The 26,662-nt window shown below is 61.6% G+C and carries 25 protein-coding genes; 21 read left to right on the forward strand and 4 right to left on the reverse strand.

All coding sequences use genetic code 11. From position 1 onward, the window contains the following. Positions 1-332: 332 nt before the first annotated feature. The 14 genes from ACW9HX_RS25745 (at position 333) to ACW9HX_RS25810 (ending at position 16,019) form a co-directional block, all read left to right on the forward strand. Positions 333-1,955 (forward strand): methyl-accepting chemotaxis protein, encoded by a 1,623-nt coding sequence (locus ACW9HX_RS25745; protein ID WP_457382747.1) that lies wholly within the window; start codon positions 333-335, stop codon positions 1,953-1,955. After that, complete coding sequence (locus ACW9HX_RS25750; protein WP_457382748.1) at positions 1,955-2,491, forward strand: chemotaxis protein CheW; 537 nt, start codon at positions 1,955-1,957, stop codon at positions 2,489-2,491. Before ACW9HX_RS25745 ends, ACW9HX_RS25750 begins: the two co-directional genes overlap by 1 nt. Further along, the gene (locus ACW9HX_RS25755) at positions 2,488-3,765 is read left to right on the forward strand and encodes a CheR family methyltransferase (protein ID WP_457382749.1); all 1,278 of its coding nucleotides are present in this window, start codon (positions 2,488-2,490) and stop codon (positions 3,763-3,765) included. Before ACW9HX_RS25750 ends, ACW9HX_RS25755 begins: the two co-directional genes overlap by 4 nt. After that, on the forward strand, positions 3,762-4,445 hold the full coding sequence (locus tag ACW9HX_RS25760) for a chemotaxis protein CheW (RefSeq protein ID WP_457382750.1): 684 nt from the start codon (positions 3,762-3,764) through the stop codon (positions 4,443-4,445). Before ACW9HX_RS25755 ends, ACW9HX_RS25760 begins: the two co-directional genes overlap by 4 nt. Next, positions 4,442-6,736: a response regulator gene (locus ACW9HX_RS25765; protein WP_457382751.1), complete on the forward strand. Its 2,295-nt coding sequence runs from the start codon at positions 4,442-4,444 to the stop codon at positions 6,734-6,736. Before ACW9HX_RS25760 ends, ACW9HX_RS25765 begins: the two co-directional genes overlap by 4 nt. Continuing rightward, positions 6,733-7,743 (forward strand): chemotaxis-specific protein-glutamate methyltransferase CheB, encoded by a 1,011-nt coding sequence (cheB, locus tag ACW9HX_RS25770; RefSeq protein WP_457382752.1) that lies wholly within the window; start codon positions 6,733-6,735, stop codon positions 7,741-7,743. The genes ACW9HX_RS25765 and cheB overlap by 4 nt, the downstream gene beginning before the upstream one ends. A gap of 48 nt (positions 7,744-7,791) precedes the next feature. Beyond that, on the forward strand, positions 7,792-8,793 hold the full coding sequence (locus ACW9HX_RS25775; RefSeq protein ID WP_457382753.1) for a diguanylate cyclase domain-containing protein: 1,002 nt from the start codon (positions 7,792-7,794) through the stop codon (positions 8,791-8,793). A gap of 327 nt (positions 8,794-9,120) precedes the next feature. Continuing rightward, positions 9,121-10,216, forward strand: a protein-coding gene (gene prfB / locus ACW9HX_RS25780) for a peptide chain release factor 2 (RefSeq protein ID WP_102621447.1) whose coding sequence is annotated in 2 segments (ribosomal slippage) — positions 9,121-9,192 and positions 9,194-10,216 — 1,095 coding nt in all. Because the reading frame shifts where the segments join, the coding sequence is not laid out codon by codon here. Positions 10,217-10,285: 69 nt separating this feature from the next. Continuing rightward, on the forward strand, positions 10,286-11,788 hold the full coding sequence (gene lysS / locus ACW9HX_RS25785; RefSeq protein WP_457382754.1) for a lysine--tRNA ligase: 1,503 nt from the start codon (positions 10,286-10,288) through the stop codon (positions 11,786-11,788). A 118-nt stretch (positions 11,789-11,906) separates the two neighbouring features. Further along, positions 11,907-12,611 carry a TetR/AcrR family transcriptional regulator gene (locus ACW9HX_RS25790; protein ID WP_011332647.1) on the forward strand — a complete coding sequence of 235 codons (705 nt, stop codon included), beginning with the start codon at positions 11,907-11,909 and terminating at the stop codon, positions 12,609-12,611. Between the two features lie 139 nt (positions 12,612-12,750). Beyond that, the gene (locus ACW9HX_RS25795) at positions 12,751-13,305 is read left to right on the forward strand and encodes a hypothetical protein (RefSeq protein WP_457382755.1); all 555 of its coding nucleotides are present in this window, start codon (positions 12,751-12,753) and stop codon (positions 13,303-13,305) included. Between the two features lie 33 nt (positions 13,306-13,338). Continuing rightward, complete coding sequence (locus ACW9HX_RS25800; protein ID WP_096819660.1) at positions 13,339-14,616, forward strand: flavohemoglobin expression-modulating QEGLA motif protein; 1,278 nt, start codon at positions 13,339-13,341, stop codon at positions 14,614-14,616. 162 nt (positions 14,617-14,778) lie between these two features. Then, on the forward strand, positions 14,779-15,693 hold the full coding sequence (locus ACW9HX_RS25805; protein ID WP_457382756.1) for an alpha/beta hydrolase: 915 nt from the start codon (positions 14,779-14,781) through the stop codon (positions 15,691-15,693). Continuing rightward, positions 15,690-16,019, forward strand: coding sequence for a hypothetical protein (locus ACW9HX_RS25810; protein WP_249485229.1), 330 nt, complete (start codon positions 15,690-15,692; stop codon positions 16,017-16,019). Before ACW9HX_RS25805 ends, ACW9HX_RS25810 begins: the two co-directional genes overlap by 4 nt. A gap of 305 nt (positions 16,020-16,324) precedes the next feature. On the opposite strand, the gene ACW9HX_RS25815 is transcribed toward ACW9HX_RS25810, so the two are convergent. The 3 genes from ACW9HX_RS25815 to ACW9HX_RS25825 all read right to left on the reverse strand — a co-directional run bounded on the left by ACW9HX_RS25815 (position 16,325) and on the right by ACW9HX_RS25825 (position 18,284). After that, positions 16,325-17,113: an OmpA family protein gene (locus ACW9HX_RS25815; protein WP_457382757.1), complete on the reverse strand. Its 789-nt coding sequence runs from the start codon at positions 17,111-17,113 to the stop codon at positions 16,325-16,327. A 54-nt stretch (positions 17,114-17,167) separates the two neighbouring features. Further along, positions 17,168-17,572, reverse strand: coding sequence for a DUF4398 domain-containing protein (locus tag ACW9HX_RS25820; RefSeq protein WP_085697302.1), 405 nt, complete (start codon positions 17,570-17,572; stop codon positions 17,168-17,170). A 367-nt stretch (positions 17,573-17,939) separates the two neighbouring features. Continuing rightward, complete coding sequence (locus tag ACW9HX_RS25825; protein ID WP_457382758.1) at positions 17,940-18,284, reverse strand: pilin assembly protein; 345 nt, start codon at positions 18,282-18,284, stop codon at positions 17,940-17,942. A gap of 214 nt (positions 18,285-18,498) precedes the next feature. Between ACW9HX_RS25825 and ppc the strand changes: the two genes are divergently transcribed. The 6 genes from ppc (at position 18,499) to ACW9HX_RS25855 (ending at position 25,117) form a co-directional block, all read left to right on the forward strand. Further along, a complete protein-coding gene (ppc, locus tag ACW9HX_RS25830; RefSeq protein WP_457382759.1) occupies positions 18,499-21,129 on the forward strand; it encodes a phosphoenolpyruvate carboxylase in 2,631 nt (876 codons plus the stop codon). A gap of 300 nt (positions 21,130-21,429) precedes the next feature. Beyond that, positions 21,430-22,080, forward strand: a complete 651-nt coding sequence (gene adk, locus ACW9HX_RS25835; RefSeq protein WP_457382760.1) for an adenylate kinase — start codon at positions 21,430-21,432, stop codon at positions 22,078-22,080. Between the two features lie 94 nt (positions 22,081-22,174). Next, positions 22,175-22,849, forward strand: coding sequence for a tRNA (adenosine(37)-N6)-threonylcarbamoyltransferase complex dimerization subunit type 1 TsaB (tsaB, locus tag ACW9HX_RS25840; protein WP_007954718.1), 675 nt, complete (start codon positions 22,175-22,177; stop codon positions 22,847-22,849). A gap of 230 nt (positions 22,850-23,079) precedes the next feature. Further along, entirely contained in the window at positions 23,080-23,388 is a 309-nt protein-coding gene (locus ACW9HX_RS25845) for a hypothetical protein (RefSeq protein ID WP_457382761.1), read from the forward strand. Further along, the gene (locus ACW9HX_RS25850; protein WP_085712815.1) at positions 23,388-24,248 is read left to right on the forward strand and encodes a DUF72 domain-containing protein; all 861 of its coding nucleotides are present in this window, start codon (positions 23,388-23,390) and stop codon (positions 24,246-24,248) included. The genes ACW9HX_RS25845 and ACW9HX_RS25850 overlap by 1 nt, the downstream gene beginning before the upstream one ends. A gap of 32 nt (positions 24,249-24,280) precedes the next feature. Further along, complete coding sequence (locus tag ACW9HX_RS25855; RefSeq protein ID WP_457382762.1) at positions 24,281-25,117, forward strand: isocitrate lyase/PEP mutase family protein; 837 nt, start codon at positions 24,281-24,283, stop codon at positions 25,115-25,117. Between the two features lie 12 nt (positions 25,118-25,129). On the opposite strand, the gene ACW9HX_RS25860 is transcribed toward ACW9HX_RS25855, so the two are convergent. Further along, positions 25,130-25,744, reverse strand: coding sequence for an energy transducer TonB (locus ACW9HX_RS25860; RefSeq protein WP_457382763.1), 615 nt, complete (start codon positions 25,742-25,744; stop codon positions 25,130-25,132). 93 nt (positions 25,745-25,837) lie between these two features. Between ACW9HX_RS25860 and ACW9HX_RS25865 the strand changes: the two genes are divergently transcribed. Continuing rightward, positions 25,838-26,620, forward strand: a complete 783-nt coding sequence (locus ACW9HX_RS25865; RefSeq protein ID WP_457382764.1) for a class I SAM-dependent methyltransferase — start codon at positions 25,838-25,840, stop codon at positions 26,618-26,620. The last annotated feature ends 42 nt before the right edge of the window (positions 26,621-26,662 follow it).

Below are 26,662 nucleotides of genomic sequence, written 5' to 3' on the forward strand. Positions count from 1 at the left end.
GCGCAAGAAGTTGCGCACTCGGCTACAGGCGACGGTACTCGGGGGCTGTAGCGATATCGGGCGGCGTTTTTACGAATCAAGTGCGCAAGAAGTTGCGCACCATGGCACATGGCTACTGTGCCGCCAGATGATCTAAAACCGAAATGGCCAATCCATCGCCCCTTTTTGCCATTGCGTCACTGGCACGCCACCCTCCGATTACCTGAAAGTCCCTGTCCAGAGCCTATCCCGATTACTACCGGAAGGCTTGAGCGCGGCAAACCGTCTTATAAATGAAACACCGCCCTCAGCTATACTCCCCCGCAATTTCGATCTGGCCCCGAGGACTGACTGTGAAGAACTGGACGTTGCGCCAACGCATTTTGGCGAGCTTTGCGGTGATTATCGCCATCATGCTGCTGATGGTGGTCGTCTCGTATTCGCGGCTGCTGAAGATCGAAGCCAGTGAAAACAGCGTCCGTGACGACGCGATTCCCGGCGTCTATTACAGTTCGATGATCCGTGGTGCGTGGGTCGACAGCTACCTGCAGACCCAGGAGCTGCTGGGGCTCAAGGAGGGGCAGGGAGTCAGTGCCGAAGACGCGGCGGACTACAAATCGTTCGAGGCCCGGCTCCAGGAACACATGGCCAGCTACCGCAGCACTGTGACCACCGATGAGGACCGGATCGAGTTCGCCGCGTTCGAAAAGGATCACGACAACTACATGAAGATCCAGGACGCTGTTCTGGATCTGCACAAGCGCAATCTGGAAGCCGAAGCGGTCAAGCTGTTCAACGAGAAGCTGACCCCGGCGTGGATCGGCGGGCGCATGAAGCTCAACGACATCATTGGCGAGAACAAGAAAGTCGCCGACCAGGCCATGGCCAACATCGACGACGCCGTGGCGGCAGCCAAGGTCAGCATGTTCGTCTCGTTGCTGGTAGCCGTGCTGGCGGCCGGCTTCTGTGGTCTGTTGCTGATGCGCGCGATCATGGCACCGATGAACCGCATCGTTGAGATCCTCGAAATCATGCGCACCGGCGACCTGAGCAGTCGCTTGAACCTCGACCGCAAGGACGAGTTCGGCGCCGTGGAAACCGGCTTCAACGACATGATGACCGAGCTTACCTCGCTGGTGTCCCAGGCCCAGCGCTCGTCGGTACAGGTCACCACGTCGGTAACCGAAATTGCCGCGACTTCCAAGCAACAACAGGCGACCGCCACCGAAACCGCTGCCACCACGACCGAAATCGGCGCGACGTCACGCGAGATCGCAGCGACCTCCCGCGACCTGGTTCGCACCATGACCGAAGTCTCCACCGCCGCCGATCAGGCCTCGGTGCTGGCCGGTTCCGGCCAACAAGGCCTGGCGCGCATGGAAGACACCATGCACTCGGTGATGGGCGCGGCGGACCTGGTGAACGCCAAACTGGCGATCCTCAACGAGAAGGCCGGCAACATCAATCAGGTGGTGGTGACCATCGTCAAGGTTGCCGACCAGACCAACCTGTTGTCCCTGAACGCCGCGATCGAAGCGGAGAAGGCCGGCGAGTACGGTCGCGGTTTCGCCGTGGTCGCCACCGAAGTTCGGCGCTTGGCGGATCAGACCGCTGTCGCCACGTATGACATCGAACAGATGGTCCGCGAGATCCAGTCGGCGGTGTCCGCCGGGGTGATGGGCATGGACAAGTTCTCCGAAGAAGTGCGGCGCGGCATGGCCGAAGTGCAGCAGGTCGGCGAGCAGTTGTCGCAGATCATCCATCAGGTGCAGGCGCTGGCGCCGCGGGTGTTGATGGTCAACGAAGGCATGCAGGCCCAGGCCACTGGCGCCGAGCAGATCAACCACGCGCTGGTGCAACTGGGTGATGCCAGCAGCCAGACGGTCGAGTCGTTGCGTCAGGCCAGTTTCGCCATCGACGAACTGAGCCAGGTGGCCGTGGGCCTGCGCAGCGGCGTTTCGCGATTCAAAGTCTGATGAGCGAAATCACCGCCAAACGCAGCGCTGCACCGGTGGCGAAGCAGGCGTTGTTCCTGCTGTTTCGCATCGGCAGTGAACGCTACGCCTTGCGTGCCACGGAAGTGGCCGAAGTGCTGCCGCGCCTGCCGCTGAAGCCGATTGCCCGGGCGCCGCACTGGGTGGCGGGGGTGTTTGCCTATCGCGGTTCGGTGGTGCCGGTGATCGATCTCAGTGCCCTGACGTTCGGTCATCCCGCCGAGTCGCGCACCAGCACGCGGCTGGTGCTGGTGCATTACCGCGCGGATGACTCGCAACCCTCGCAATGGCTCGGGCTGATCCTCGAACAGGCCACCGACACCTTGCGTTGCAACCCGGATGATTTCCAGCCGTACGGCCTCGACAATCGTCAGGCGCCGTACCTGGGCCCGGTGCGCGAAGATGCTCGCGGACTGGTGCAATGGGTGCGGGTCATTGATCTGTTGGACGAGTCGGTGCGCCCGCTGCTGTTCCCGACGCCGCCGCTGGATCCGGCGCGGCTTGAGGAGCGGCCATGAGCAGCGACCAACGCTTCTTCGACTTCCTCAAGGAACGCATCGGTCTCGACGTCGCCTCGGTAGGGCCGGCGATCATCGAGCGGGCGGTGCGCCAGCGCATCATCCTTTCGCAAATGGTCACGGCCGATGAGTACTGGCAAACGCTGCAAGGCTCGCGGGATGAACAGCAGGCGCTGATCGAGGCGGTGATCGTCCCCGAGACGTGGTTTTTCCGTTACCCGGAATCCTTCGCCACCCTGGGCAAACTGGCGCGCAAACGCCTCGCGGAACTGAACAACATGCGGGCGCTGCGCATTCTCAGCCTGCCGTGCTCCACCGGTGAAGAGCCCTATTCGATTGCCATGGCGTTGCTCGATGCGGGGCTCAAGCCCCATCAGTTCAAAGTCGATGGCATGGACGTCAGCCCCTTGTCGGTGGAGAAGGCGCGGCGGGCGCTGTACGGCAAGAACTCGTTTCGCGGTCAGGAACTGGCGTTTCGCGAGCGGCATTTTTTCGCCGAGAACGAGGGTTATCGAGTGAATGAAATCGTGCGCGAGCAGGTGCGCCTGCAAGTGGGCAACGTGCTCGATCCTTCGTTGCTGGTCAACGAGCCAGCGTTCGACTTTGTGTTCTGCCGCAACCTGCTGATCTATTTCGATCAACCAACCCAGCAACAGGTGTTTGCTGTGCTCAAACGCCTGACTCATGTCGATGGCGTGCTGTTTATCGGCCCGGCCGAGGGCAGTCTGCTCGGGCGTCTGGGCATGCGTTCGATCGGGATTCCACAGTCTTTCGCGTTCAGTCGCCACAGCGATCCGCAACCCGAGCCGTTGCCAATGCCGGTTTCCATCCCGATGCCTTTGCCCGTGCGCCAACCTGTGCGCAGCGCGCCACCGCCGCCCGTGCGCAGCCGTCCGTTTGCCGCTGTGACACCGTTGCCCGCCACTGCCAAAAGCCCGAACCCCGACGCCACGACCCTGCTGGCCAACATCGCCGCCCTGGCCAATGAAGGCAAAAGCGCTGAGGCCCGCGCCGCGTGCGAACAGTATTTGCGCAGTCATGAGCCGGTGGCTCAGGTGTTCTACTGGCTCGGTCTGCTCAGCGATGTTGCCGGCAGCGCTCTCGAAGCCCAGGGTTTTTACCGCAAGGCTTTGTATCTCGAACCGCAACACCCCGAAGCCTTGATGCACCTGGCCGCGTTGCTGCAGGCCCAGGGCGACACGGCCGGTGCCAGACGATTGCAGGAGCGCGCCGCCCGCAGCGGCCGCACCGCCGACAGTGAGCGTAAACGATGATCCCGTCCGACACTTTGAACGTCACTCACGAAGACGCCCGGGCCATCGACGATTGCTGGAACCGCATCGGCATCCACGGCGACAAGTCCTGCCCGTTGCTGGAAGAACACATCCATTGCCGCAATTGCTCGGTGTATTCCGCCGCCGCCACACGGCTGCTCGACCGCTATGCACTGCAGCAGGACGAACGCGATCCGGTGGCGATCCAGGTCGAGGCCGAGCTGAAAACCCGTTCGCTGCTGATGTTCCGCCTCGGCGAAGAATGGCTCGGCCTGGCCACCCGCAGTCTGGTGGAGGTCGCGCCGTTGCAGGCGATTCACTCGCTGCCGCACCAGCGCTCCCGGGCCTTGCTCGGCGTGGCTAACGTACGCGGGGCGCTGGTGGCGTGCCTGTCGCTGGTCGAACTGCTCGGCCTCGATAGCAACGCGGCCCCGGCGACGGGCGCGCGGGTCATGCCGCGCATGTTGATCATCGCGGCCCAGGGCGGGCCGGTGGTGGTGCCCGTGGACGAAGTCGACGGGATTCACGCCATCGACGAACGAGTCCTCGATGCCGCGTCGCGTTCCGGTGCGCAGGCCAGCGCCAAATACACCCGAGGCGTTTTGCCCTTCAAAGGTCGCAGCCTGCGTTGGCTGGATGAAGAACAGCTGCTGTCCGCCGTGTCCCGGAGCCTCACATGACCCCCGAGCAAATGCGCGACGCCTCCTTGCTGGAGCTGTTCAGCCTCGAAGCCGAAGCCCAGACCCTTGTGCTCAGCGCCGGCCTGTTGGCGCTGGAACGCAACCCGACCCAGGCCGATCAGCTCGAATCGTGCATGCGTGCGGCGCACTCGTTGAAAGGGGCGGCGAGGATCGTCGGCATCGACAGCGGCGTCAGCGTCGCCCACGTGATGGAAGATTGTCTGGTCAGTGCGCAGGAAGGGCGGTTGTTTCTGCGCCCGGAACATATCGATGCCCTGCTGCAAGGCACTGACTTGCTGATGCGCATCGCCACCCCGGCCAATGGCCCGCAACCGGCGGACATCGAGGCTTACGTGGCGTTGATGGGCAGTTTGCTCGATCCGGCGGCGCCTGCCGTGGTGCCTGCCGTTCCGAGCGCGCCAGCGATGGCAGAGTTGCAGCTTCAGCCACCGCCGCTAATTGAGCCGGCGCCCGTTGAAATCCCCGTCGAAACTGTCGAGCCGGAACCTGCGCCGCGCAAAAGCAAACGCACCACAGAAGGCGGTGAGCGGGTACTGCGGGTGACCGCCGAACGCCTGAACAGCCTGCTCGATCTGTCGAGCAAATCCCTGGTGGAAACCCAGCGCCTCAAGCCGCACCTGGCCACGATGCAGCGCCTCAAACGCATGCAGAACAACGGTCTGCGGGCGCTGGAAAGTCTCAATGTGCATCTCAAGGAACATGCCCTGAGCCTTGAGGCCCAGGAAGCGCTGGAGGATGCGCGGCGTTTGCTCGCCGAATCCCAACAGTTGCTGGCAGAGAAAAACGCCGAACTCGACGAGTTTGCCTGGCAAGCGAGTCAGCGCGCACAAGTGCTCTACGACACCGCGCTGGCCTGTCGCATGCGACCGTTTGCCGATGTGCTGTCCGGTCAGGTGCGGATGGTGCGCGACCTCGGTCGCAGCCTCGGCAAGCAGGTTCGGCTGGAGGTCGAGGGTGAGAAGACCCAGGTCGATCGCGATGTTTTGGAAAAGCTCGAAGCACCGCTGACACACCTGCTGCGCAACGCGGTCGATCACGGCATCGAAACACCCCAGGAACGCCTGCTCAAAGGCAAGCCCGAAGAGGGTCTGATCCGCCTGCGAGCCTCACACCAGGCCGGATTGCTGGTGCTGGAACTGAGCGATGACGGCAACGGCGTGGATCTGGAAAAGGTCCGCCGCAGCATCGTCGAACGTCAGTTGTCGCCCGCCGAAACCGCTGCCCAGTTGAGCGAAGAAGAGCTGCTGACGTTCCTGTTCCTGCCGGGTTTCAGCCTGCGCGACAAAGTCACCGAAGTGTCCGGCCGTGGCGTCGGCCTCGATGCCGTTCAGCACATGGTCCGCCAGTTGCGCGGCGCAGTGGTGCTGGAGCAGACGGCGGGTGAGGGCAGTCGCTTTCATCTGGAAGTGCCGCTGACCCTGTCAGTGGTGCGCAGCCTGGTGGTGGAAGTCGGCGACGAGGCTTACGCGTTCCCGCTGGCGCACATCGAGCGGATGTGCGACCTGGAGCCGGAGGACATCGTGCAGGTCGAAGGGCGCCAGCATTTCTGGCACGAGGGCCGACATGTCGGGCTCGTCGCGGCCAGCCAGTTGCTACAGCGTCCGGCCAGCCAGAACAGCGGCGACACCCTGAAGGTCGTGGTGATCCGCGAGCGCGACGCAATCTATGGCGTGGCGGTCGAGCGCTTCATCGGCGAACGCACGCTGGTGGTGCTGCCGCTGGACGAGCGTCTGGGCAAAGTGCAGGACATTTCCGCCGGCGCTCTGCTGGACGATGGCTCGGTGGTGCTGATCGTCGATGTCGAAGACATGCTGCGTTCGGTGGACAAACTGCTCAACACCGGGCGACTGGAACGCATTGCCCGCCACGGCAATCAGGCCGCGGAAGCGGCGCGCAAACGGATTCTGGTAGTCGACGACTCGCTGACCGTGCGCGAGTTGCAACGCAAGCTGCTGCTCAATCGCGGCTATGACGTGGCCGTTGCGGTGGACGGCATGGACGGCTGGAACGCCCTGCGCTCCGAGGACTTCGACCTGCTGATCACCGACATCGACATGCCGCGCATGGACGGCATCGAACTGGTTTCGCTGTTGCGTCGCGACAACCGTCTGCAATCGCTGCCGGTGATGGTGGTGTCCTACAAGGATCGCGAAGAAGACCGCCGCCGTGGACTGGACGCTGGCGCCGACTATTATTTAGCCAAGGCCAGTTTTCATGACGACGCCCTGCTCGACGCGGTAGTTGAGCTCATCGGAGGAGCGCGGGCATGAAGATTGCTATCGTCAACGACATGCCTTTGGCGGTGGAGGCTCTGCGCCGGGCGCTGGCCTTCGAGCCGGCGCATCAGGTGGTATGGGTCGCCAGCAACGGCGCCGAAGCGGTGCGCCTGTGCGCGGAAAACACCCCGGATCTGATCCTGATGGACCTGATCATGCCGGTGATGGACGGCGTCGAGGCCACCCGGCGGATCATGGCCGAGAGCCCGTGCGCGATTGTCATCGTCACGGTCGACCGCCAGCAGAACGTGCACCGGGTGTTCGAAGCCATGGGCCACGGTGCGCTGGACGTGGTCGACACGCCGGCCCTTGGCGCCGGCAACGCCCAGCAGGCAGCGGCGCCGCTGTTGCGCAAGATTCTGAATATCGGCTGGCTGATCGGCGAGAAAACCGCTCGCTCGCGTCCGGCCCAGACAACGCCGCGCAGTTCGGCGTCGTGCCAGCGGCTGGTGGCCATCGGCTCGTCAGCGGGTGGGCCGGCGGCGCTGGAAGTCTTGCTCAAAGGCTTGCCGCGCAACTTTTCGGCGGCCATCGTGCTGGTGCAGCATGTCGATCAGGTATTCGCTGCCGGCATGGCCGAATGGCTGGCCAGCGCCAGCGGCCTGGATGTGCGCCTGGCCCGCGAAGGCGAGCCACCGCAGGCTGGTGCGGTGCTGCTGGCTGGCACCAATCATCACATTCGTTTACTCAAGAACGGCACGCTGGCCTACACCGCCGAGCCGGTCAACGAGATCTACCGTCCCTCCATCGACGTGTTTTTCGAAAGCGTCGCCAACTACTGGAATGGTGATGCAGTAGGGGTTTTATTGACCGGGATGGGACGTGACGGGGCGCAAGGGCTTAAGCTCATGCGCCAACAGGGTTACCTGACCATCGCGCAGGATCAGCAAAGCAGTGCGGTGTACGGCATGCCCAAGGCCGCCGCGGCCATTGATGCAGCCGTAGAAATCCGTCCACTGGAAAAGATAGCGCCACGATTGCTGGAGATTTTCCCCAAATGAACACATCCATCCGCAATCCTGGCCCCCGCAGCACTCAGGTGACCGCCCATGAATGACTTACAGATCGATGACATCAAAACCGACGAGAACGCCGCCATGGTGTTGTTGGTGGACGATCAGGCGATGATCGGCGAAGCCGTGCGCCGTGGGCTGTCGAATGAAGAGAACATCGACTTCCACTTCTGCTCCGACCCGCATCAGGCCGTGGCCCACGCGGTGCGGATCAAACCGACCGTCATCCTTCAGGACCTGGTGATGCCCGGCCTCGACGGCCTGAGCCTGGTGCGCGAATACCGCAATCACCCGGCGACCAAGGACATTCCGATCATCGTCCTGTCGACCAAGGAAGACCCGCTGATCAAAAGTGCGGCGTTCTCGGCCGGGGCCAACGATTACCTGGTGAAACTGCCGGACAACATCGAACTGGTGGCGCGCATCCGTTATCACTCGCGCTCCTACATGACGTTGCTGCAACGGGACGCGGCCTATCGCGCGCTTCGGGTCAGCCAGCAGCAATTGCTCGATACCAACCTCGTCTTGCAGCGGCTGATGAACTCCGACGGCCTGACCGGGCTCTCCAACCGTCGACACTTCGACGAGTACCTGGAGCTGGAATGGCGCCGTTCGCTGCGTGACCAGAGCCAGTTGTCGTTGCTGATGATCGACGTCGATTACTTCAAGTCCTACAACGACACCTTCGGTCACGTCGAAGGCGATGAAGCCCTGCGCAAGGTCGCCACGGCGATCCGCGAGGCCAGCGCCCGGCCGTCTGACTTGCCGGCGCGTTATGGCGGCGAAGAGTTTGCGCTGGTGCTGCCCAACACCTCGCCGGGCGGGGCGCGGCTGGTGGCGGAGAAGCTGCGCCAGACCGTCGCGGCGCTGAAGATTCCGCACAATGCTCCGGTCGAAGGTGCGAGCCTGACCATCAGCATCGGCCTGGCAACGATGGTGCCGGAGGCGGGCAGCGACTGCCGGTTGCTGATCTCGGCAGCGGATCGTGGTTTGTATCTGGCGAAGAACAATGGGCGCAATCAGGTGAGGATCGAGTAACGGCTTTCCCCTCACCCCAGCCCTCTCCCGGGGGAGAGGGGGCCGATCGGGGGATATTTGCGAGATACATCGATCTGAAGCAGCTTTGCTGAATCCATAATCGACCCGGTCTTTCAGGTCGATGCATGACGAAAGACATCTCGGTCGGTCCCCTCTACCTCTGGGCGGTCCGACGTTTCGGGAGGGCTAGGGTGAGGGCATGACGATCTCAAGTCCGGCACAAAACCCAAATCCATTCCCCCAACACCCGCCAGACGGGCTGCCGTGACAGCTTGATTACGTTATACTCGCCGGCTTTCAAAAGTTCGCCAACGAGTGCTGCCCGTCATGGAAATCAACCCGATCCTGAACACCATCAAGGACCTGTCCGAGCGCTCCGAAACTATTCGGGGGTATCTTTGACTACGATCAAAAGCATGAGCGTCTGATCGAAGTCAATCGCGAGCTTGAAGATCCTGCAGTCTGGAACAAACCTGAATACGCCCAGGAACTGGGCCGCGAGCGCGCTGCGCTGGCGCAGATCGTCGATACCCTCGACGAACTGAACGGTGGCCTGGCCGATTGCCGCGAGCTGCTGGACATGGCCGTTGAAGAGAACGACGAGGGCGCGGTCAACGACGTCGTCGAAGTCCTTCAAGGTCTCGAAGAGTCTCTGTCCAAGCTCGAATTCCGCCGTATGTTCAGCCACGAGATGGACCCGAACAACGCCTACCTGGACATCCAGGCCGGTTCCGGCGGCACCGAAGCCCAGGACTGGGCCAACATCCTGCTGCGCATGTACCTGCGCTGGGCCGACAAACGCGGTTTCGACGCGACCATCATGGAGCTGTCGGCCGGTGAAGTCGCCGGGATCAAGGGCGCCACCGTGCACATCAAGGGCGAATACGCCTTCGGCTGGCTGCGGACCGAGATCGGCGTGCACCGTCTGGTGCGCAAGAGCCCGTTCGACTCCGGCAACCGTCGCCACACCTCGTTCTCCGCGGTTTTCGTCTCGCCAGAGATCGACGACAAGGTGGAAATCGAAATCAACCCGGCAGACCTGCGGATCGACACCTATCGTTCCTCCGGTGCCGGTGGTCAGCACGTAAACACCACCGACTCGGCCGTACGTATCACCCACGTACCGACCAACACCGTGGTCAGCTGCCAGAACGAACGTTCCCAGCACGCCAACAAGGACACCGCCATGAAAATGCTGCGGGCCAAGTTGTACGAGCAGGAAATGCAGAAGCGCAACGCGGCGTCCCAGGCGCTTGAAGACACCAAGTCGGATATCGGCTGGGGTCACCAGATCCGTTCGTACGTGCTCGATGCGTCGCGGATCAAGGATCTGCGCACCAACATCGAACGCAGTGACTGCGACAAGGTGCTCGACGGCGACATCGACGAATACCTGGAAGCCAGCCTGAAATCGGGGCTGTAAGCTTTCACCCGACCTCAAGTCCCCCGCCATCGGCGGGGGCAACGAACCTGTGATGGAATATTTAAAGACATGAGCGACCAACAACTCGACCCGCAAGCCCAGCAACAGGAAGAAAACTCCCTGATCGCCCTGCGCAAGGAAAAGCTTGCTGCCGAGCGCGCCAAGGGCAATGCCTTCCCGAACGACTTCCGCCGCGAAAACTACTGCGAAGCACTGCAGAAACAGTACGCGGACAAGACCAAGGAAGAGCTGGCAGAGGCTGCGATCCCGGTCAAGGTTGCAGGTCGCATCATGCTCAACCGTGGCTCGTTCATGGTGATCCAGGACATGACCGGTCGCATCCAGGTCTACGTCAACCGCAAGACCCTGTCCGAAGACACCCTGGCCGCGGTGAAAACCTGGGACATGGGCGACATCATCGCCGCCGAAGGCACCCTGGCCCGTTCCGGCAAGGGCGACCTGTACGTCGAAATGACCAGCGTGCGCCTGCTGACCAAATCCCTGCGCCCGCTGCCGGACAAGCACCACGGCCTGACCGACACCGAACAGCGCTATCGCCAGCGCTACGTTGACCTGATCGTCAACGAAGACGTGCGTCAGACCTTCCGCGTCCGTTCGCAAGTGATCGCGCACATCCGCAGCTTCCTGATGAAGCGTGACTTCCTCGAAGTCGAAACGCCGATGCTGCAGACCATTCCTGGCGGCGCCGCGGCCAAGCCGTTCGAAACCCACCACAACGCGCTGGACATGGAAATGTTCCTGCGTATCGCCCCGGAGCTGTACCTCAAGCGTCTGGTGGTTGGCGGTTTCGAGAAAGTGTTCGAGATCAACCGCAACTTCCGGAACGAAGGCGTTTCGACTCGTCACAACCCTGAATTCACCATGCTTGAGTTCTACCAGGCTTACGCCGACTACGAAGACAACATGGACCTGACCGAAGAACTGTTCCGTGAACTGGCGCAGCTGGTTCTGGGCAGCACCGACGTGCCGTACGGCGACAAGGTGTTCCACTTCGGCGAGCCGTTCGTGCGCCTGTCGGTGTTCGACTCGATCCTCAAGTACAACCCTGAGCTGACTGCCGATGACCTGAACGACATCGACAAGGCTCGCGACATCGCCAAGAAGGCCGGCGCCAAGGTCCTGGGTTTCGAAGGTCTGGGCAAGCTGCAGGTGATGATTTTCGAAGAACTGGTCGAGCACAAGCTGGAACAGCCGCACTTCATTACCCAGTACCCGTTCGAAGTGTCGCCGCTGGCCCGTCGCAACGACGACAACCCGAACGTCACCGACCGCTTCGAGCTGTTCATCGGTGGCCGTGAAATCGCCAACGCCTACTCCGAGTTGAACGACGCGGAAGACCAGGCCGAGCGCTTCATGGCGCAGGTGGCCGACAAGGACGCCGGCGACGACGAAGCGATGCACTACGACGCCGACTTCGTTCGCGCGCTGGAGTACGGCATGCCGCCAACGGCCGGTGAAGGTATCGGTATCGACCGTCTGGTGATGTTGCTGACCAACTCGCCGTCGATCCGCGACGTGATCCTGTTCCCGCACATGCGGCCGCAAGCGTAAGTGTTTCAATAAAAAAGCCGCCTGAAATGGGCGGCTTTTTATTGCCTGTCTGGTACAAACGTATCAAATGGTTACTTTTGAAAAAAACAACAGAGGAATGCCTGTCGTGATCGGTGCAATGGCTCAAGAGGGTGCAGCGGGTATCGCCACTGCGGTCGCTGAAAGTGTTCAGTACCAGGGCCGCAAGGCCAGCCGACAGGGCAGCGAGCAGCGTCGGCAGGACATTCTCGATGCGGCGATGCGGATTGTCGTGCGCGACGGCGTGCGCGCCGTGCGTCACCGCGCGGTGGCGGCCGAGGCCGGTGTGCCGTTGTCGGCCACCACCTATTACTTCAAGGATATCGATGACCTGCTCACCGATACCTTCGCCCAGTACGTCGAACGCAGCGCGGCCTACATGGCCAAGCTGTGGATCAACAACGAAGGCCTGCTGCGCGAGATGGTGGTCAGCGGCGACGGCAGCCCGGAGTCGCGTTCGCAACTGGCGGACGACATCGCTCGGCTGATGGCTGACTACGTGCACCGGCAACTGGTCAATCGCCGCGAGCATTTGATGGCCGAACAGGCGTTCCGTCAGGAAGCGCTGCTCAACCCGCGTCTGGCGGAACTGGTGCGTTCCCATCAGCAGATTCTGTTGCAGGGCACCTGCCAGTTGTTCCAGGTGTTGGGCTCGCGCGAGCCGCAGCAGGACGCCAAGGTGTTGACGGCGATTATCGGACGGATGGAATATCAGGGCCTGCTCAACGACGCCGAGCCTTTGGCCGAAGAGGACATGCTCGGCATTCTGACGCGCTATATGCATCTGGTACTCGCGTCGGTCTGACGGTAATTGAAGATTCCTTGTGGGAGCGGGCTTGCTCGCGAAAGCGGTTTCACATTCAACATTTATGTTGGCTGACCCAGCGCATTCGCGAGCGAGCCCGCTCCCATATTGGATCAGGCGTGTTCATAGGGAGTGTCGAATGAAAGCCTGGCGTGGCGCGTTGATCGCGCTGTCGTTCCTGCTGCTCAGCGGTTGTCTGGTGACCTTCAAGGAGCCGCTGCCCGCCCGTGAACCGGCGCCAAAGGGCCTGCTCGGCCAATGGTCGAGCACCAACGCCTGGGGCGAACCGATGAATCTGGAACTGACGCGCCTGGGCGACGATCGCTATCAGGCGGTCACGTACTTCAAGGCCAGACCCCATGAGCGAGAAGCCTATCCGTTCACCGTGTCGCGCCACGGAAGCCGCTGGTATCTGTCGGCAAAGGTGCCGGCGCAGTATGGCGGGCACTTCACCATCGCAGGATTCGAGATTACCGATAAGCACGAACTGGTGATCTACAACCTCGATCTCGAACAGATCAACCAGGCCATCGCGCAGAAAAGCCTCGACGGCCAGGGCTTCCAGACCGATGACGGCGAGGGCGTGCTGGTCGACAGCGCGCTTGAAAAGGTCTTTGCTTACCTCGACGACCCGGCCAACTCCGACGTCTTCGTCGAAGCGGCGCGCTACCAGCATCAGGCCAAAGCCAAATAATCCAGTACGTCACGTTTTCTACAGGAGTTTCGGGTGGACGATTACCAGCAGACGATACGCACGCTGTCCGATCGCATTGTGCTGGCGCAGACGCCGATCCGCGTCCTCGACGCGGTCAAGTGGGACGAGAACATCCGCAAGGGTTTCCTCAAAGCCAAGGGCAAGGAATTGCCGGCGGTGGATCGCGACTACTACCTCAACCGGCCACTGTCCTTCGATTCGAGCAAGGTCAAACTGGAATTCCAGAACATCGAACGGGACATCACCCGCCAGCTCGGTCAGTTCAACCCGGTCGGCCAGATCATGCGCCGCATGTGCAAGGAATACCGGATGGTGGTGCGCATGCTCGAAGCGCGCGGCACCGAGGATTTCGGCCTTATTTCCCAGGAACTGTATGGCGCCGCGTCCGATGCGTTCCACGCCGGTGACCCGACCCTGGCCGACCTTGGCCTGATGATGTCGGATTATCTGAACAACATCGACGGCCGTGGCGACCTGAAGGACGAACCGAAAATCCTCACTGCCAAAGATGCCGTGCATCTGCTGCAAACCCGTCTGAACAAGGTATTCGGCGAGGCCGAGGAAACCATCCGTGTGTTCGAGTCCGACGGCATCGTCGCCGACGCGGCGGCGGGCGCCGATTACATCAAGATCCGCACCGACGCGATGTTCAACGACCGCGATGTCCGTGCGCTGGAAGTCCATGAGGGCCTGGTTCACGTCGGCACCACGCTCAACGGTCTGAACCAGCCGATCTGCACCTTCCTGTCCAAGGGCCCGCCCTCGTCGACGGTGACTCAGGAAGGCCTGGCGATCCTGATGGAGATCATCACCTTCGCCTCCTACCCGAGCCGCTTGCGCAAGCTGACCAACCGCACCCGCGCCATTCACATGGTCGAGGAGGGCGCGGACTTCCTGCAGGTGTTCGAGTTCTTCCGCGAGCAGGGCTTCGAGATGGCGGAAAGCTACGGCAACGCCAGTCGGGTTTTCCGTGGATCGACGCCGACCGGTCTGCCATTCACCAAAGACTTGTCCTACCTCAAGGGCTTCATCATGGTTTACAACTACATTCAGTTGGCCGTGCGCAAGGGCAAGCTTGAGCAGATTCCGCTGTTGTTCTGTGGCAAGACCACGCTGGAAGACATGCGAACCCTGCGTCAGCTGGTGGATGAAGGCCTGGTGGTGCCGCCGAAGTATCTGCCGGACCAGTTCCGCGACATGAATGCGCTGTCGGCGTGGATGTGCTTCTCCAACTTCCTCAACCACTTGAGCCTGGACCGGATCGAGGCGGATTACTCCAATATTCTGTAGTCTCCACACCGTCCTCTGTGGGAGCGGGCTTGCCCGCGATAGCGGTCTGGCATTCAACATTGATGTCGATTGATCCGCCGCCATCGCGGGCAAGCCCGCTCCCACAAGGTCATTTGTTTTCCTCAGGGTTGTGTTTCAACTCTCTTCGCGAGGTTTCACCGGATGAGAATCCTCGGCATCCTCTGCCTGCTCCTGACCCTCGGTGGTTGCAGCTCTTTGCTGTTCTACCCCGAGCCGGGTCAGATCTTCACGCCGGAAAAGGCCAAGCTCGAATACCGCACCGTCACCCTGACCACCGCCGACGGCCTCAAGCTGAACGCCTGGTGGCTGCCGGCCAAACCCGGTGTCGAGGTCAAGGGCACGGTGCTGCACCTGCACGGCAACGGCGGCAACCTGCCGATGCACCTGGGCGGGAGCTGGTGGTTACCGAAAAACGGCTATCAAGTGCTGCTGGTGGACTATCGCGGTTACGGCTTGTCCGAGGGTGAACCCAGCCTGCCGGCGATCTATCAGGACATCGACGCCGCATTCGCTTGGCTGGACAAGGCGCCGGAAGTCAAAGGCAAACCGCTGATTCTTCTCGGCCAAAGCCTCGGCGGCTCGATGGCCGTGCATTGGCTGGTGCAACATCCGGAAAGACAAAAACAGCTCAAGGCCCTGGTGCTCGACGGTGTGCCGGCCAGTTACCGAAGCGTTGGCCAATATGCCCTGAGTACCTCGTGGCTGACCTGGCCACTTCAGGTGCCGCTGTCGTGGCTGGTGCCGGACAGCGACAGTGCGATCAACGCGATGCCGCAGCTCAACGGCGTGCCGAAACTGATCTTCCACAGCCTCGACGATCCGCTGGTGCCCCTTTCCAACGGCATCCGTCTGTATCAAGCTGCGCCGCCGCCACGGGTTCTGCAATTGACTCGCGGTGGGCATGTGCAGACTTTCGGCGACCCGGTGTGGCGTCAGGTGATGCTGCGCTACCTCGACGATCCCGAACACTTCAACGGCCTGCGCCGCCTCGGCGAGATCCCGAATTATCCAACACCCCCGAATTCTGAAGACGAACCACCAGAGAGTCCGCAATGAGTGAAGAACGCAACGCCATCCCGCTGATCATCACCGGTATCTGCAGCATCCTCGGCACGGTCGGTGCCCTGTGGTACTACGGCTACCTGCACTTCGCCAAACCCGAGGATGCGTTGCTGCTCAACGAATTCACCATGCTCAAGACCATTCCCGGCGAAGACTACAAAGTCTCCCTGGACCCGGCGCCGCAAGTGGCGCAGTGCATCGATGGCGTGCTGGTGCTGTTCGACACCGAACAGAAAGGTTTGACCGGGGTGCTGATCAATGGCCAGAAAAAGGCTGTGCGTTGCATGGGTGAAGAGACGCCGCAGAAGCTTGAGGAGTGATCGCAGGATCCTGATTCTGCAGGACCAGCCCTCACCCTAACCCTCTCCCAGAGGGAGAGGGGACTGACCGAGGTGTCTGGCGCTATACATCGACCTGAAAAAAACGTGTCGATTATGGATTCGGTAAAATGCTTTCAGGTCGACGTATTTTTGGAGCATCCCCCAATCGGCTCCCTCTCCTTCGGGAGAGGGCTGGGGTGAGGGGCTGCGATCTCAGCCATCCCACCCATTTCAGGCCGAACACCTCAAACAGAAAAAGCCCCGCCTGATCACTCAGGCGGGGCTTTCACATTCCAGCGTGACGCTTAGTTCGAGCTGACAGCCGAACGCGGCACCACCGGCTGGTTATCGTTGGAAATGGTCACTTCCACCCGACGGTTCATCGCACGACCCGAGACGCTGCCGTTATCCGCGACCGGGTATTCCTTGCCGTAGCCCTGCACCACGATGCGCGAAGGGTCGACGCCCATCTTGATCAGTGCAACCTGCACCGAAGTCGCACGACGCTCGGACAGCGACTGGTTGTACGAAGCGGCACCCGTGCTGTCGGTGTAGCCCTCGACGATCACTTTGCGGTCAGGGTTTTCCTGGAGGAATTGCGCCAGTTTGTTGATGTTCACCAGGCCGCTGGATTTCAGGTCAGCCTTGTTGGTGGCGAACAGCACGTCACCGAAGGTCACCAGCGTACCGCGATCGGTCTGTTTGGCGTTGAGGCTGTCCTGCAACTGCTTGATCTGTTGATCGCGGGCATCCAGACGCGCCTGGGCACGTTGGGCGGCGGCGTTCTTCAGGTTGTTTTCAGCGGTGCGCAGGGCGATGGTCTGCTTGGCCACTTCCACGCGCTGGTTGGTCAGATAGGCCAGTTGGTCGACCTTGTGCTGGTCTTCCTTGTCCAGATAAGCCTTGTCGGCCTTGTCCAGGTAGTCACTGGCATCCTTGGTTTCCAGCGCCGCGACTTTGCTTGCCTGCGGGTTGGCCTGCAGGCCGGCGTAGTTGGTGCGCGCCTGTTCCAGGTTCGGATTCGGCGGCGTCGAGCAGGCAGCCAGGGCAACGCTTGCGGCCAGGAGAGCGGGGATCATCAGTTGTTTACGCATAATCGTTCGTCCTTTCTATCGATAAGAGATTCAGCTTGCGGTCGGGATGCGCGCTTACTGCACGGTGCGCTGACTTTCCTGACGCAGTTCCTGAACACCCTTCTGGGAATCCTTCACAGCTTGTTCGGCTTTCATCGCCTGAGCCTTGCGTTCAGCGACGCGAGCGTCCCATTCGGCTTGCTCGGCGAGCGTGCGGGCCTCGTCATACTTTTTATCGTGCATGGCGATTTCGGCTTGTTTGAGCTTGTCCTGCGCCTGCTTCATTTCCACGGCGGCGAATTCGGTACCGCCGGCGCTGACCGCACTGTTGACCGCCGATTGAGTCACGGCGTACTGCTCGGTCGGTGGATTGCCGGCACAACCGGCCAGCACGAAGCTGGTACCGATGGCCAGAGCGGCCAGTTTCAGACCGCGCAGGTGGGAGAACGAGGTTTGGGTCTTCATGGTCTTCAACTCCATTGGTTAACTCCTTGAAAGCTTCGAAATCCATCCTGGTCGAGGAGTGACAACCGTCATGTGCTAGCGCGTTTTGAAACGCTCGTCCCAGGCGTGGTTACCTGTTCCGACCGAAGGCTTTTTTTAAAAGTTCAGAAAAGATGGCTCATCGCCAAAAAATATTCTGACCGAGTGGACAGGGCTCTAAAACGGGAACTTTGGACGCGCACAGTGGTACGCGCGGGATGGAAGTTGCGCAGAAAGGAAGTAGAAATACAGTCCCTGTGGGAGCTGGCTTGCCAGCGATGAGGCCATCAAATTCAACACAGCTGTGACTGAACTGACGCCATCGCGGGCAAGCCCGCTCCCACCGTTTTGAGGTGTCCCGGAATCAGTGTTTCTGCTTGCCGGTGGCGGCCGACAGATCGTGCAGATGACGCCGTGACAACGCGAGAAAACGTGGGGTCGGGCCGACGTCTTCGTACAGCGGATCGCCTTCTTCATCGGTAGCGACCACGGTCGAGCCTTTCACATACGGCAGGCTCGCTTCGAATTCTTCGAGAGCGGCGCCTATCAGCTCTCCGAGCAGTTCCTCGGCGTGGCGTTTGGGGTACATCTCGGTGATCGCCGCCAGCCGCGCGGCGGATTCCACATCCAAATGAATCGTGTAGCCGGTATCGGTCAGGCGACCCTTGGCGGTTTCTTCCCAATGCTGGGCGAGTTCACGGATTTTCATAATGACCTCATGTCGCACCTGCTCGTGGCAGGTCTGGGTGAGTGTCCGCCGTCAGCCGGCGGCAAGCCGTTGTGGGGCTTACTGTTGAGACTAGCTTCAAGCCGCAAGGTTTAAAGGTCCTTCGTCGTCTGCTTGTAAGATGCGTCCCAGAGCGGCACTCTCTGTTCATCCACTCACTTGCGATCCGTCACCGATTACTGCTGGAGAGATGCTGATGACCGATATTGATGCACGCTTGCGCGAAGACGTTCACCTGCTCGGTGAGCTGTTGGGCAACACCATCCGTGACCAGTACGGCGAGGCGTTTCTCGACAAGATCGAGCAGATTCGCAAGGGCGCCAAAGCTGATCGGCGCGGCTCGATGGACGCCGAACTCAGCGCCAGCCTCAACCAGTTGAGCGAAGACGAATTGCTCCCGGTGGCGCGTGCGTTCAACCAGTTTCTCAACCTGGCGAACATCGCCGAGCAGTACCAGCTCATCCATCGCCGCGAAGAGTCGCAAGCCGCACCGTTCGAATCCCGGGTGCTGCCGGAATTGCTCGCCCGCCTGCGTGAAGAAGGGCACAGCGCCGACTCCCTTGCCCGGCAACTGTCGCGACTGGAAATCGAACTGGTGCTGACCGCGCACCCGACCGAAGTGGCCCGGCGCACGCTGATCCAGAAGTACGACGCGATCGCCGCGCAACTGGCCGCTCAGGATCACCGTGACCTGACGACCGCCGAGCGCGAGCAGATCCACAACACCCTGCAACGCTTGATCGCCGAAGCCTGGCACACCGAAGAAATCCGCCGCACCCGACCGACCCCGGTGGACGAAGCCAAGTGGGGTTTTGCGGTGATCGAGCATTCGCTGTGGCAGGCGATTCCCAACCATATGCGCAAGGCCGATCAGGCGCTGTTCGCCGCCACTGGCCTGCGTTTGCCGCTGGAAGCTGCGCCGATCCGCTTTGCTTCGTGGATGGGCGGTGACCGTGACGGCAACCCGAACGTGACTGCGGCGGTGACGCGTGAAGTGTTGCTGCTGGCACGCTGGATGGCGGCGGATCTGTACCTTCGTGATGTCGATCACCTGGCGGCCGAACTATCGATGCAGCAGGCCAGCGAAGCGCTCAAGGCCAAGGCCGGCGACAGCGCCGAGCCCTATCGCGCAGTGCTCAAGCAATTGCGTGAACGCCTGCGCGCCACGCGCAATTGGGCCCATGCGTCCTTGGCGGCGAATACTCCGGCCCCGGCCGATGTATTGCACAACAATCGAGACCTGCTCGATCCGCTGGAGCTGTGCTACCACTCGCTGCACGAGTGTGGCATGGGGGTGATCGCCGACGGGCCGTTACTCGATTGTCTGCGTCGTGCTGTGACTTTCGGTCTGTTCCTGGTGCGCCTCGATGTGCGTCAGGATTCGTCGCGACACAGCGCGGCCATGACCGAGATCACCGATTACCTCGGCCTCGGTCGCTATGAAGACTGGGACGAAGAACAGCGCATCAGTTTCCTGACCCGCGAACTGCAAAACCGTCGGCCATTGCTGCCGGCGCATTTCAAACCCTCGGCCGACACCGCCGAAGTGCTCGCCACCTGCAAGGAAGTCGCCGCCGCGCCGGGCGCTTCGCTGGGCTCTTACGTGATCTCCATGGCCGGCGCTGCCTCCGATGTGCTGGCTGTGCAACTGCTGCTCAAGGAATCCGGCGTGCTGCGGCCGATGCGCGTGGTGCCACTGTTCGAAACCCTTGCCGACCTCGACAACGCCGGCCCGGTGATCGAGCGACTGTTGCTGCTGCCGGGTTATCGCGCGCGCCTGCAAGGCCCGCAGGAAGTGATGATCGGCTATTCCGACTCGGCCAAGGACGCCGGCACCACGGCGGCAGCCTGGGCGCAATACCGGGCGCAGGAGCGGCTGGTGGAAATCTGTCGCGAGCAGCAAGTCGAACTGCTGCTGTTCCACGGTCGCGGTGGCACCGTGGGCCGTGGCGGTGGCCCGGCTCACGCGGCGATTCTGTCGCAGCCGCCGGGTTCGGTGGCCGGACGTTTCCGCACCACCGAGCAGGGGGAAATGATTCGATTCAAATTCGGCCTGCCGGACATCGCCGAGCAGAACCTCAATCTGTACCTGGCCGCTGTGCTCGAAGCGACCTTGCTGCCACCGCCGCCTCCGACGCCTGAATGGCGGCATCTGATGGATGAGCTGGCCGCCGACGGTGTCGCCGCCTACCGTGCGGTGGTGCGGGAAAATCCGCAGTTCGTCGAGTATTTCCGTCAGTCGACGCCAGAGCAAGAGCTGGGACGTTTGCCGTTGGGCAGCCGTCCGGCCAAGCGTCGCGCCGGTGGTATCGAAAGCCTGCGGGCGATTCCGTGGATCTTCGGCTGGACCCAGACACGCTTGATGCTGCCGGCCTGGCTGGGTTGGGAAACCGCGTTGAGCAAGGCCCTGGAGCGTGGCGAAGGCGAGTTGCTGGGCCAGATGCGCGAGCAGTGGCCGTTTTTCCGCACCCGCATCGACATGCTGGAAATGGTCCTGGCCAAGGCCGATGCCGACATTGCGCTGTCCTACGACGAACGACTGGTGGAGTCGGACTTGTTACCTTTGGGTGTGCACTTACGCGACCTATTGTCGCAGGCATGTTCCGTGGTCCTCGGCCTGACTGGTCAGTCGCAACTGCTGGCACATAGCCCCGACACCCTCGAATTCATCCGCCTGCGCAACACCTATCTCGACCCGCTGCATCTATTGCAGGCCGAACTGTTGGCACGTTCGCGGCGGCAGGATGTCGAGCAGGGCAGCCCGGTAGAACAGGCGCTGCTGGTGTCTGTGGCGGGGATTGCCGCCGGTTTGCGAAATACCGGCTAAGGTTTTCTGCGTGGGGCGGGGCACCCGGGGCAAACGTCGGGTGCCGTTTATTGATCGTGGGGAAAATGCGGTCAGGCGACAGTTAGTGATGGGGTTGCGACTTGGGGAACCGCGTCGCAGGGTCGCTGCAGGCGCGGGTTTCTCCGACTTTTGGCGTCTTGTGTGGGCGCAGCCTGCTGTGTATCTTGGTCAGCCTCTGGCCGTTTGGGCGGTCACGACCCTATTTCCAGGATTTCGCCCCATGAGGCGAATCCGTTGTTTTGCAAAAGCTTTTTATAAAAAAATTGAGGAGCACATCTAATGCGCGTCATTCTGCTGGGAGCTCCCGGGGCCGGTAAAGGTACTCAGGCTAAGTTCATCACCGAGAAATTCGGCATCCCGCAAATCTCCACCGGCGACATGCTGCGTGCTGCGGTCAAGGCCGGCACCGAGCTGGGCATCAAGGCCAAGGGCATCATGGATGCCGGCGGCCTGGTGTCGGATGACCTGATCATCGCGCTGGTCAAGGACCGTATCGCTCAAGCCGATTGCGCCAAGGGTTTCCTGTTCGATGGCTTTCCGCGCACCATTCCTCAGGCTGAAGCGCTGGTGACTGCCGGTGTCGAGCTGGACGCCGTGGTCGAAATCGCCGTTGAAGACGAAGAAATCGTTCAGCGTATCGCCGGTCGTCGCGTACACGAGGCCAGCGGCCGTGTGTACCACATCGTCTACAACCCGCCGAAAATTGCCGGTAAAGACGACATCACCGGTGAAGAGCTGGTGCAGCGCAAGGACGACACCGAAGAAACCGTGCGTCATCGCCTGTCGGTCTACCACTCGCAAACCAAGCCGCTGGTGGAGTTCTACCAGAACCTGTCCGCCAAAAACGGTGGCAAGCCGAAGTACAGCCACATCCCGGGTGTCGGTTCGGTTGAAGCGATCACCGCCAAGGTTCTTGAAGCGCTGAGCTGAAAAACCTGATCCGCTGCATCATCCACGGCCCGCTTGCGGGCCGTAGTTGTTTATACTGGCGCACTTTTTCCCCACCTGATTTACGGACACATCGATGAGCACCTTGCTGGCCCTGGACACCGCGACTGAAGCTTGCTCCGTTGCCTTGCTGCATGACGGCAAGGTCACGAGCCATTACGAGGTGATCCCGCGCCTGCATGCGCAGAAACTGCTGCCGATGATCCAGCAACTGCTGGCCGACGCAGGTACCACGCTGCAAGCGGTGGACGCGATTGCCTTCGGTCGTGGCCCGGGCGCGTTCACCGGTGTGCGCATCGCCATCGGCGTGGTGCAAGGTCTGGCGTTTGCGCTGGATCGTCCGGTACTGCCGGTGTCGAACCTGGCGGTGCTGGCGCAACGTGCTTATCGCGAGCACGGCGTGAGCCAGGTCGCAGCGGCGATCGATGCGCGGATGGATGAAGTGTATTGGGGCTGCTACCGCGAGACGGCAGGGGAGATGCGTCTGGTCGGTGCCGAGGCGGTGCTGCCACCGGAAGTCGCCGCGCTGCCGGACGATGCTTCGGGTGACTGGTTCGGTGCCGGCACTGGCTGGGGTTATGGCGAACGCATCGCTGTAAACCTGAGCGGTTCCGATGCGGGCATGCTGCCCCATGCCGAAGACTTGCTGACCCTGGCGCGATTTGCCTGGGAGCGCGGTGAGGCGATTCCGGCAGACGACGCCCAGCCGGTTTACCTGCGAGACAAAGTGGCCACCCCCAAAGCTCGTTAATCCTCGAAACCGAGTTGTCCCAATCGCGAGCAGGCTCGCTCCCACATGAGTGTTGCAAACCTTGTGGGAGCGAGCCTGCTCGCGATGTGATCATCGGCAGACGCCAATCGTCCGTTTCTAACCCCGCGCTTTAAACCTTTTGTCTTTTATGTGTTCTAGTTATCACTCGGCGATTTGCTAAGTCGGTCAGGTGCCGCTAAATTGCCATCATCGATACCGAGCATGACTTTATGCGTATAGACGGCGTTTCCACTCAGTCCTACCCCATCAAGCGCAAGCCTCGCAAAGGCAACCCGGCGCTGGATGAGTCCGTCGACGATATCGACGGCGAGCTGGAATTCCCCACCGAGGCGCAACTGGCCGCCCGTGCTGCCAAAGCCTCTGCGCAGCGCCTGAGCAATCTGCCCGCCCGCCAACAAGACATGATTTATCACCGTGCGATGAAGAAAAGTGTGGCCATGGCACTGGCCAGCTACCTGAGTACCGCCGGTTTTGTCGATTGGGACGCAGACGTGCTGGGCCTCGACCTGTACATCTGATGGATCTGCCTTATTACCTCGGTTGCCCGTCCTGGAGTGAAAACGCCTGGCGCGAGTATCTGTATCCGGTAGACGCAAAGACCTCGGATTTCCTCGGACTCTATTCCCAAGTATTCAACGCTGTTGAAGGCAACACGACCTTCTACGCCAGCCCGTCGCCGGCCACCGTGCAGCGCTGGGCCGAGGTGATGCCGGAGCACTTTCGCTTCACCGCCAAGTTCCCCGGTGACATCAGCCACGGCGGTGATCTGCGCGATCAATTGACCGCCGCCGAAACCTTTATCCAGTTGCTCAGCCCCCTCGGTGAACGCGTGTCGCCGTTATGGCTGCAACTGTCGAAGAGCTTTACCCCGCAACGTCTGCCAGAGCTCGCAGCCTTCATTGACGCGTTTGATCGACCGCTGGCGGTGGAAGTGCGCCACGAACAGTTCTTCGCCAAGGGTGAGAGTGAGCGCCTGCTCAATCGTCTGCTGCTGGATCGCGGCGTTGAGCGTATTTGCCTGGATCCGCGCGCGCTGTTCAGTTGCCTGTCGACCGAGTCGTCGGTGATCCACGCCCAATCGAAAAAGCCCCGCGTACCTACGCGTCCGGCAGCGTTCACGCAATTCCCGCAGGTGCGCTTCATCGGCCATCCCGAGCTTGAGGCCAACGACCCGTTCCTGGTGCCGTGGGTGGCGAAGATTGCCGAGTGGATCGAAGAAGGCCGCACGCCGTACATTTTCCTGCACACCGCCGATAACATCCTGGCGGCGAAGCTGGCGCAACGTTTCCATGCACAACTGATGCAACGTTTGCCTGGTCTGCCATCCCTGCCTGAGCTATACAGAGAGCCCGCTGCCGAGCAACTTGGCCTGCTCTGAGGCGGATTTCTTTCCTGCTCAGGAGTCAGCCGATGGATGCCCAAGCCCTTAAAGAACAAGTCCGTAAAGCCGAAGCCTTCAAAGCCCTGCATGAACGTCCCGGGATTTTCGTGATTCCCAATCCGTGGGATGCAGGTTCCGCGAAGATGCTTGCCAGTCTGGGTTACTCGGCTCTGGCGACCACCAGTGCCGGTTATGCGTTTTCACAGGGCAAGCCCGATGGCGCCTTGAATCTCGATCAGACGCTGGACAATGTCCGGGCGATTGTCGCGGCTACGGACTTGCCGGTGGCGGTGGACCTGGAAAACGGTTTTGCCGACGCTCCGGCCGAGTCGGCGCAGAGTCTGCTGCGCGCAGCCGAGGCGGGCGCCGTGGGCGGCTCGATTGAAGATGCCACTGGCCGACCGGACGCGCCGATCTACTGTTTCGAACACGCCGTGGCGCGGATCGAAGCCGCCGTCGCCGCCGTGCGCACCTTGCCGTTTCCCTTCACTCTGACCGCCCGTGCGGAAAACTACCTGCACGGCAATCCGGATATCAACGACACCATCCGCCGCTTGCAGGCCTTTGCCGAAGCCGGCGCCGACGTGCTGTACGCGCCGGGCCTGCGCACCGCCGAAGAAGTTCTGGCGGTGGTGCGCGCGGTGGCGCCGAAACCGGTCAATGTGTTGATGTCCGGCGGCTTGAAACTCACCGTGCAGCAGTTGGAAGAAATGGGCGTGCAGCGGGTCAGCACCGGTTCGGCGCTGGCTCTGGCGGCGTTCGGCGAGTTCTTCCGGGCTGCCGAAGAAATCCAGCAATCGGGCACGTTCGGTTTCACCTCGCGTTCGATGCCGTACGCGAAGGCCAATCAGTTTTTCAAGGGCTGAAGCAGGGCGGGATCAGGCAGCGATGCGCAGGTTCTGCTGAACGATCGGGCGCACCCAGCCGTTATCGAAGTCCAGGGCTTTCTGCTGTTCGACAATTTCTTCCGGCGGGAACGGCGGGTAAGGCTGCAGCAGATCCAGGTCGAACTCGGCAATCGGCAGGTACAGCGGCTTTTTCTGCGGGGCAGGGCCCGGTTCCGGAATCGGCTGGCCGTTGTTGATCACGACGGGACGAACCCAGCTGCTGTCGAAATCCTGCTGCTTTTGCTGAGTCTTGATGTCTTCCGGCGGGAACGGAGGGTACGGCTCGGCCAGTGTCATGTCGATTTCGGCGATCGGCAGGAACAGCGGCTCCGGCGGGCGAACCGGGGTTTCCACCACGTTGCACTCGCGCTGGCTGATGATGTGAGCGTGCAGTTCGCTGCCGACCGTCGGTTCTTCAGGGCTTTGCAGATCAACCGGTGGGAATGTCCCGCAGGCCGGCACCACATCACTAGACTGTTCGGCCATCGCCTGGGCAAAGAAATCCTGCCACAGGTGACTGACGCCGCTCAGTGCTTGAGTGTTTTGACGGCTGAAATCGCCATGGGGCGAGATGTAGCCAATCGATGTGGGAAGAATGCCTGACATTTTTTTCGGTTGACGCTCAGCTCTGGCAAAATGCGCGTTGATTGGGTTATCGGCGGTTTTTGCCGATCCTTAACTTTTTTGAGCGTGTTTTCCATGATTGAGCAACCTGCGGCCTGCCGCATCCATGTCGAAGCCCTCGGCCCGACGTTCGAGGCGCAGGCCGAGCAGTGGGCCGAGCGCCTGAATCTGCCGTTGCAGGTGGCCGACGGCGAGTTCGCCCTGCAGGTCGGCGAGCAGGGTTTGCAACTGCAACAGCTGGGGCCTGATGCGCCGGGGCCGGTGCGGGTCGACTTCGTCGAGGGTGGCGCGGCTCATCGTCGGTTGTACGGCGGTGGCAGCGGGCAGATGATCGCCAAGGCGGTCGGCATCGCCCAGGGTGTGCGTCCGCGAGTGCTGGATGCCACGGCAGGGTTGGGCAAGGATGCGTTCGTACTGGCGAGCCTGGGCTGCGAGATGAGCCTGATCGAGCGCCAGCCGCTGATCGGCGCCTTGCTGGAGGATGGCCTGGCCCGCGCGGCGGAAGATTTCGATGTGGCGCCGATCGTGGCGAGGATGAAGCTGCTCAAGGGCAACTCCATCGACGTGATGCGCGATTGGGAGGGCGAACCGCCGCAGGTGATCTACCTCGACCCGATGTTCCCGCACCGTGAGAAAACTGCCCTGGTGAAGAAGGAAATGCGCCTGTTCCGCCCGCTGGTGGGCGATGACCCGGACGCGCCGGCCCTGCTGGAAGCCGCGTTGGCCCTGGCCACGCATCGGGTGGTGGTCAAGCGCCCGCGCAAGGCGCCGTGCATCGAAGGGCCGAAGCCGAGTCATGCGCTGGATGGCAAATCCAGCCGCTATGACATCTACCCGAAGAAAGCGCTCAAGGCCTGAGGCCGAGTTGCTGCTCTTCGCGAGCAAGCCCGCTCCCACATT

It is taken from the genome of Pseudomonas sp. SDO52101_S400, from assembly GCF_054071635.1.

Excerpts from the sequence above, each read along its gene's own strand:
- ACW9HX_RS25750 (WP_457382748.1), top strand. The coding sequence starts at position 1,955 with ATGAGCGAAATCACCGCCAAACGCAGCGCTGCACCGGTGGCGAAGCAG.
- ACW9HX_RS25755 (WP_457382749.1), top strand. The coding sequence starts at position 2,488 with ATGAGCAGCGACCAACGCTTCTTCGACTTCCTCAAGGAACGCATCGGT.
- ACW9HX_RS25760 (WP_457382750.1), top strand. The coding sequence starts at position 3,762 with ATGATCCCGTCCGACACTTTGAACGTCACTCACGAAGACGCCCGGGCC.
- ACW9HX_RS25765 (WP_457382751.1), top strand. The coding sequence starts at position 4,442 with ATGACCCCCGAGCAAATGCGCGACGCCTCCTTGCTGGAGCTGTTCAGC.
- cheB (WP_457382752.1), top strand. The coding sequence starts at position 6,733 with ATGAAGATTGCTATCGTCAACGACATGCCTTTGGCGGTGGAGGCTCTG.
- ACW9HX_RS25775 (WP_457382753.1), top strand. The coding sequence starts at position 7,792 with ATGAATGACTTACAGATCGATGACATCAAAACCGACGAGAACGCCGCC.
- lysS (WP_457382754.1), top strand. The coding sequence starts at position 10,286 with ATGAGCGACCAACAACTCGACCCGCAAGCCCAGCAACAGGAAGAAAAC.
- ACW9HX_RS25790 (WP_011332647.1), top strand. The coding sequence starts at position 11,907 with ATGGCTCAAGAGGGTGCAGCGGGTATCGCCACTGCGGTCGCTGAAAGT.
- ACW9HX_RS25795 (WP_457382755.1), top strand. The coding sequence starts at position 12,751 with ATGAAAGCCTGGCGTGGCGCGTTGATCGCGCTGTCGTTCCTGCTGCTC.
- ACW9HX_RS25805 (WP_457382756.1), top strand. The coding sequence starts at position 14,779 with ATGAGAATCCTCGGCATCCTCTGCCTGCTCCTGACCCTCGGTGGTTGC.
- ACW9HX_RS25810 (WP_249485229.1), top strand. The coding sequence starts at position 15,690 with ATGAGTGAAGAACGCAACGCCATCCCGCTGATCATCACCGGTATCTGC.
- ACW9HX_RS25815 (WP_457382757.1), bottom strand. The coding sequence starts at position 17,113 with ATGCGTAAACAACTGATGATCCCCGCTCTCCTGGCCGCAAGCGTTGCC.
- ACW9HX_RS25820 (WP_085697302.1), bottom strand. The coding sequence starts at position 17,572 with ATGGAGTTGAAGACCATGAAGACCCAAACCTCGTTCTCCCACCTGCGC.
- ACW9HX_RS25825 (WP_457382758.1), bottom strand. The coding sequence starts at position 18,284 with ATGAAAATCCGTGAACTCGCCCAGCATTGGGAAGAAACCGCCAAGGGT.
- ppc (WP_457382759.1), top strand. The coding sequence starts at position 18,499 with ATGACCGATATTGATGCACGCTTGCGCGAAGACGTTCACCTGCTCGGT.
- adk (WP_457382760.1), top strand. The coding sequence starts at position 21,430 with ATGCGCGTCATTCTGCTGGGAGCTCCCGGGGCCGGTAAAGGTACTCAG.
- tsaB (WP_007954718.1), top strand. The coding sequence starts at position 22,175 with ATGAGCACCTTGCTGGCCCTGGACACCGCGACTGAAGCTTGCTCCGTT.
- ACW9HX_RS25845 (WP_457382761.1), top strand. The coding sequence starts at position 23,080 with ATGCGTATAGACGGCGTTTCCACTCAGTCCTACCCCATCAAGCGCAAG.
- ACW9HX_RS25850 (WP_085712815.1), top strand. The coding sequence starts at position 23,388 with ATGGATCTGCCTTATTACCTCGGTTGCCCGTCCTGGAGTGAAAACGCC.
- ACW9HX_RS25855 (WP_457382762.1), top strand. The coding sequence starts at position 24,281 with ATGGATGCCCAAGCCCTTAAAGAACAAGTCCGTAAAGCCGAAGCCTTC.
- ACW9HX_RS25860 (WP_457382763.1), bottom strand. The coding sequence starts at position 25,744 with ATGTCAGGCATTCTTCCCACATCGATTGGCTACATCTCGCCCCATGGC.
- ACW9HX_RS25865 (WP_457382764.1), top strand. The coding sequence starts at position 25,838 with ATGATTGAGCAACCTGCGGCCTGCCGCATCCATGTCGAAGCCCTCGGC.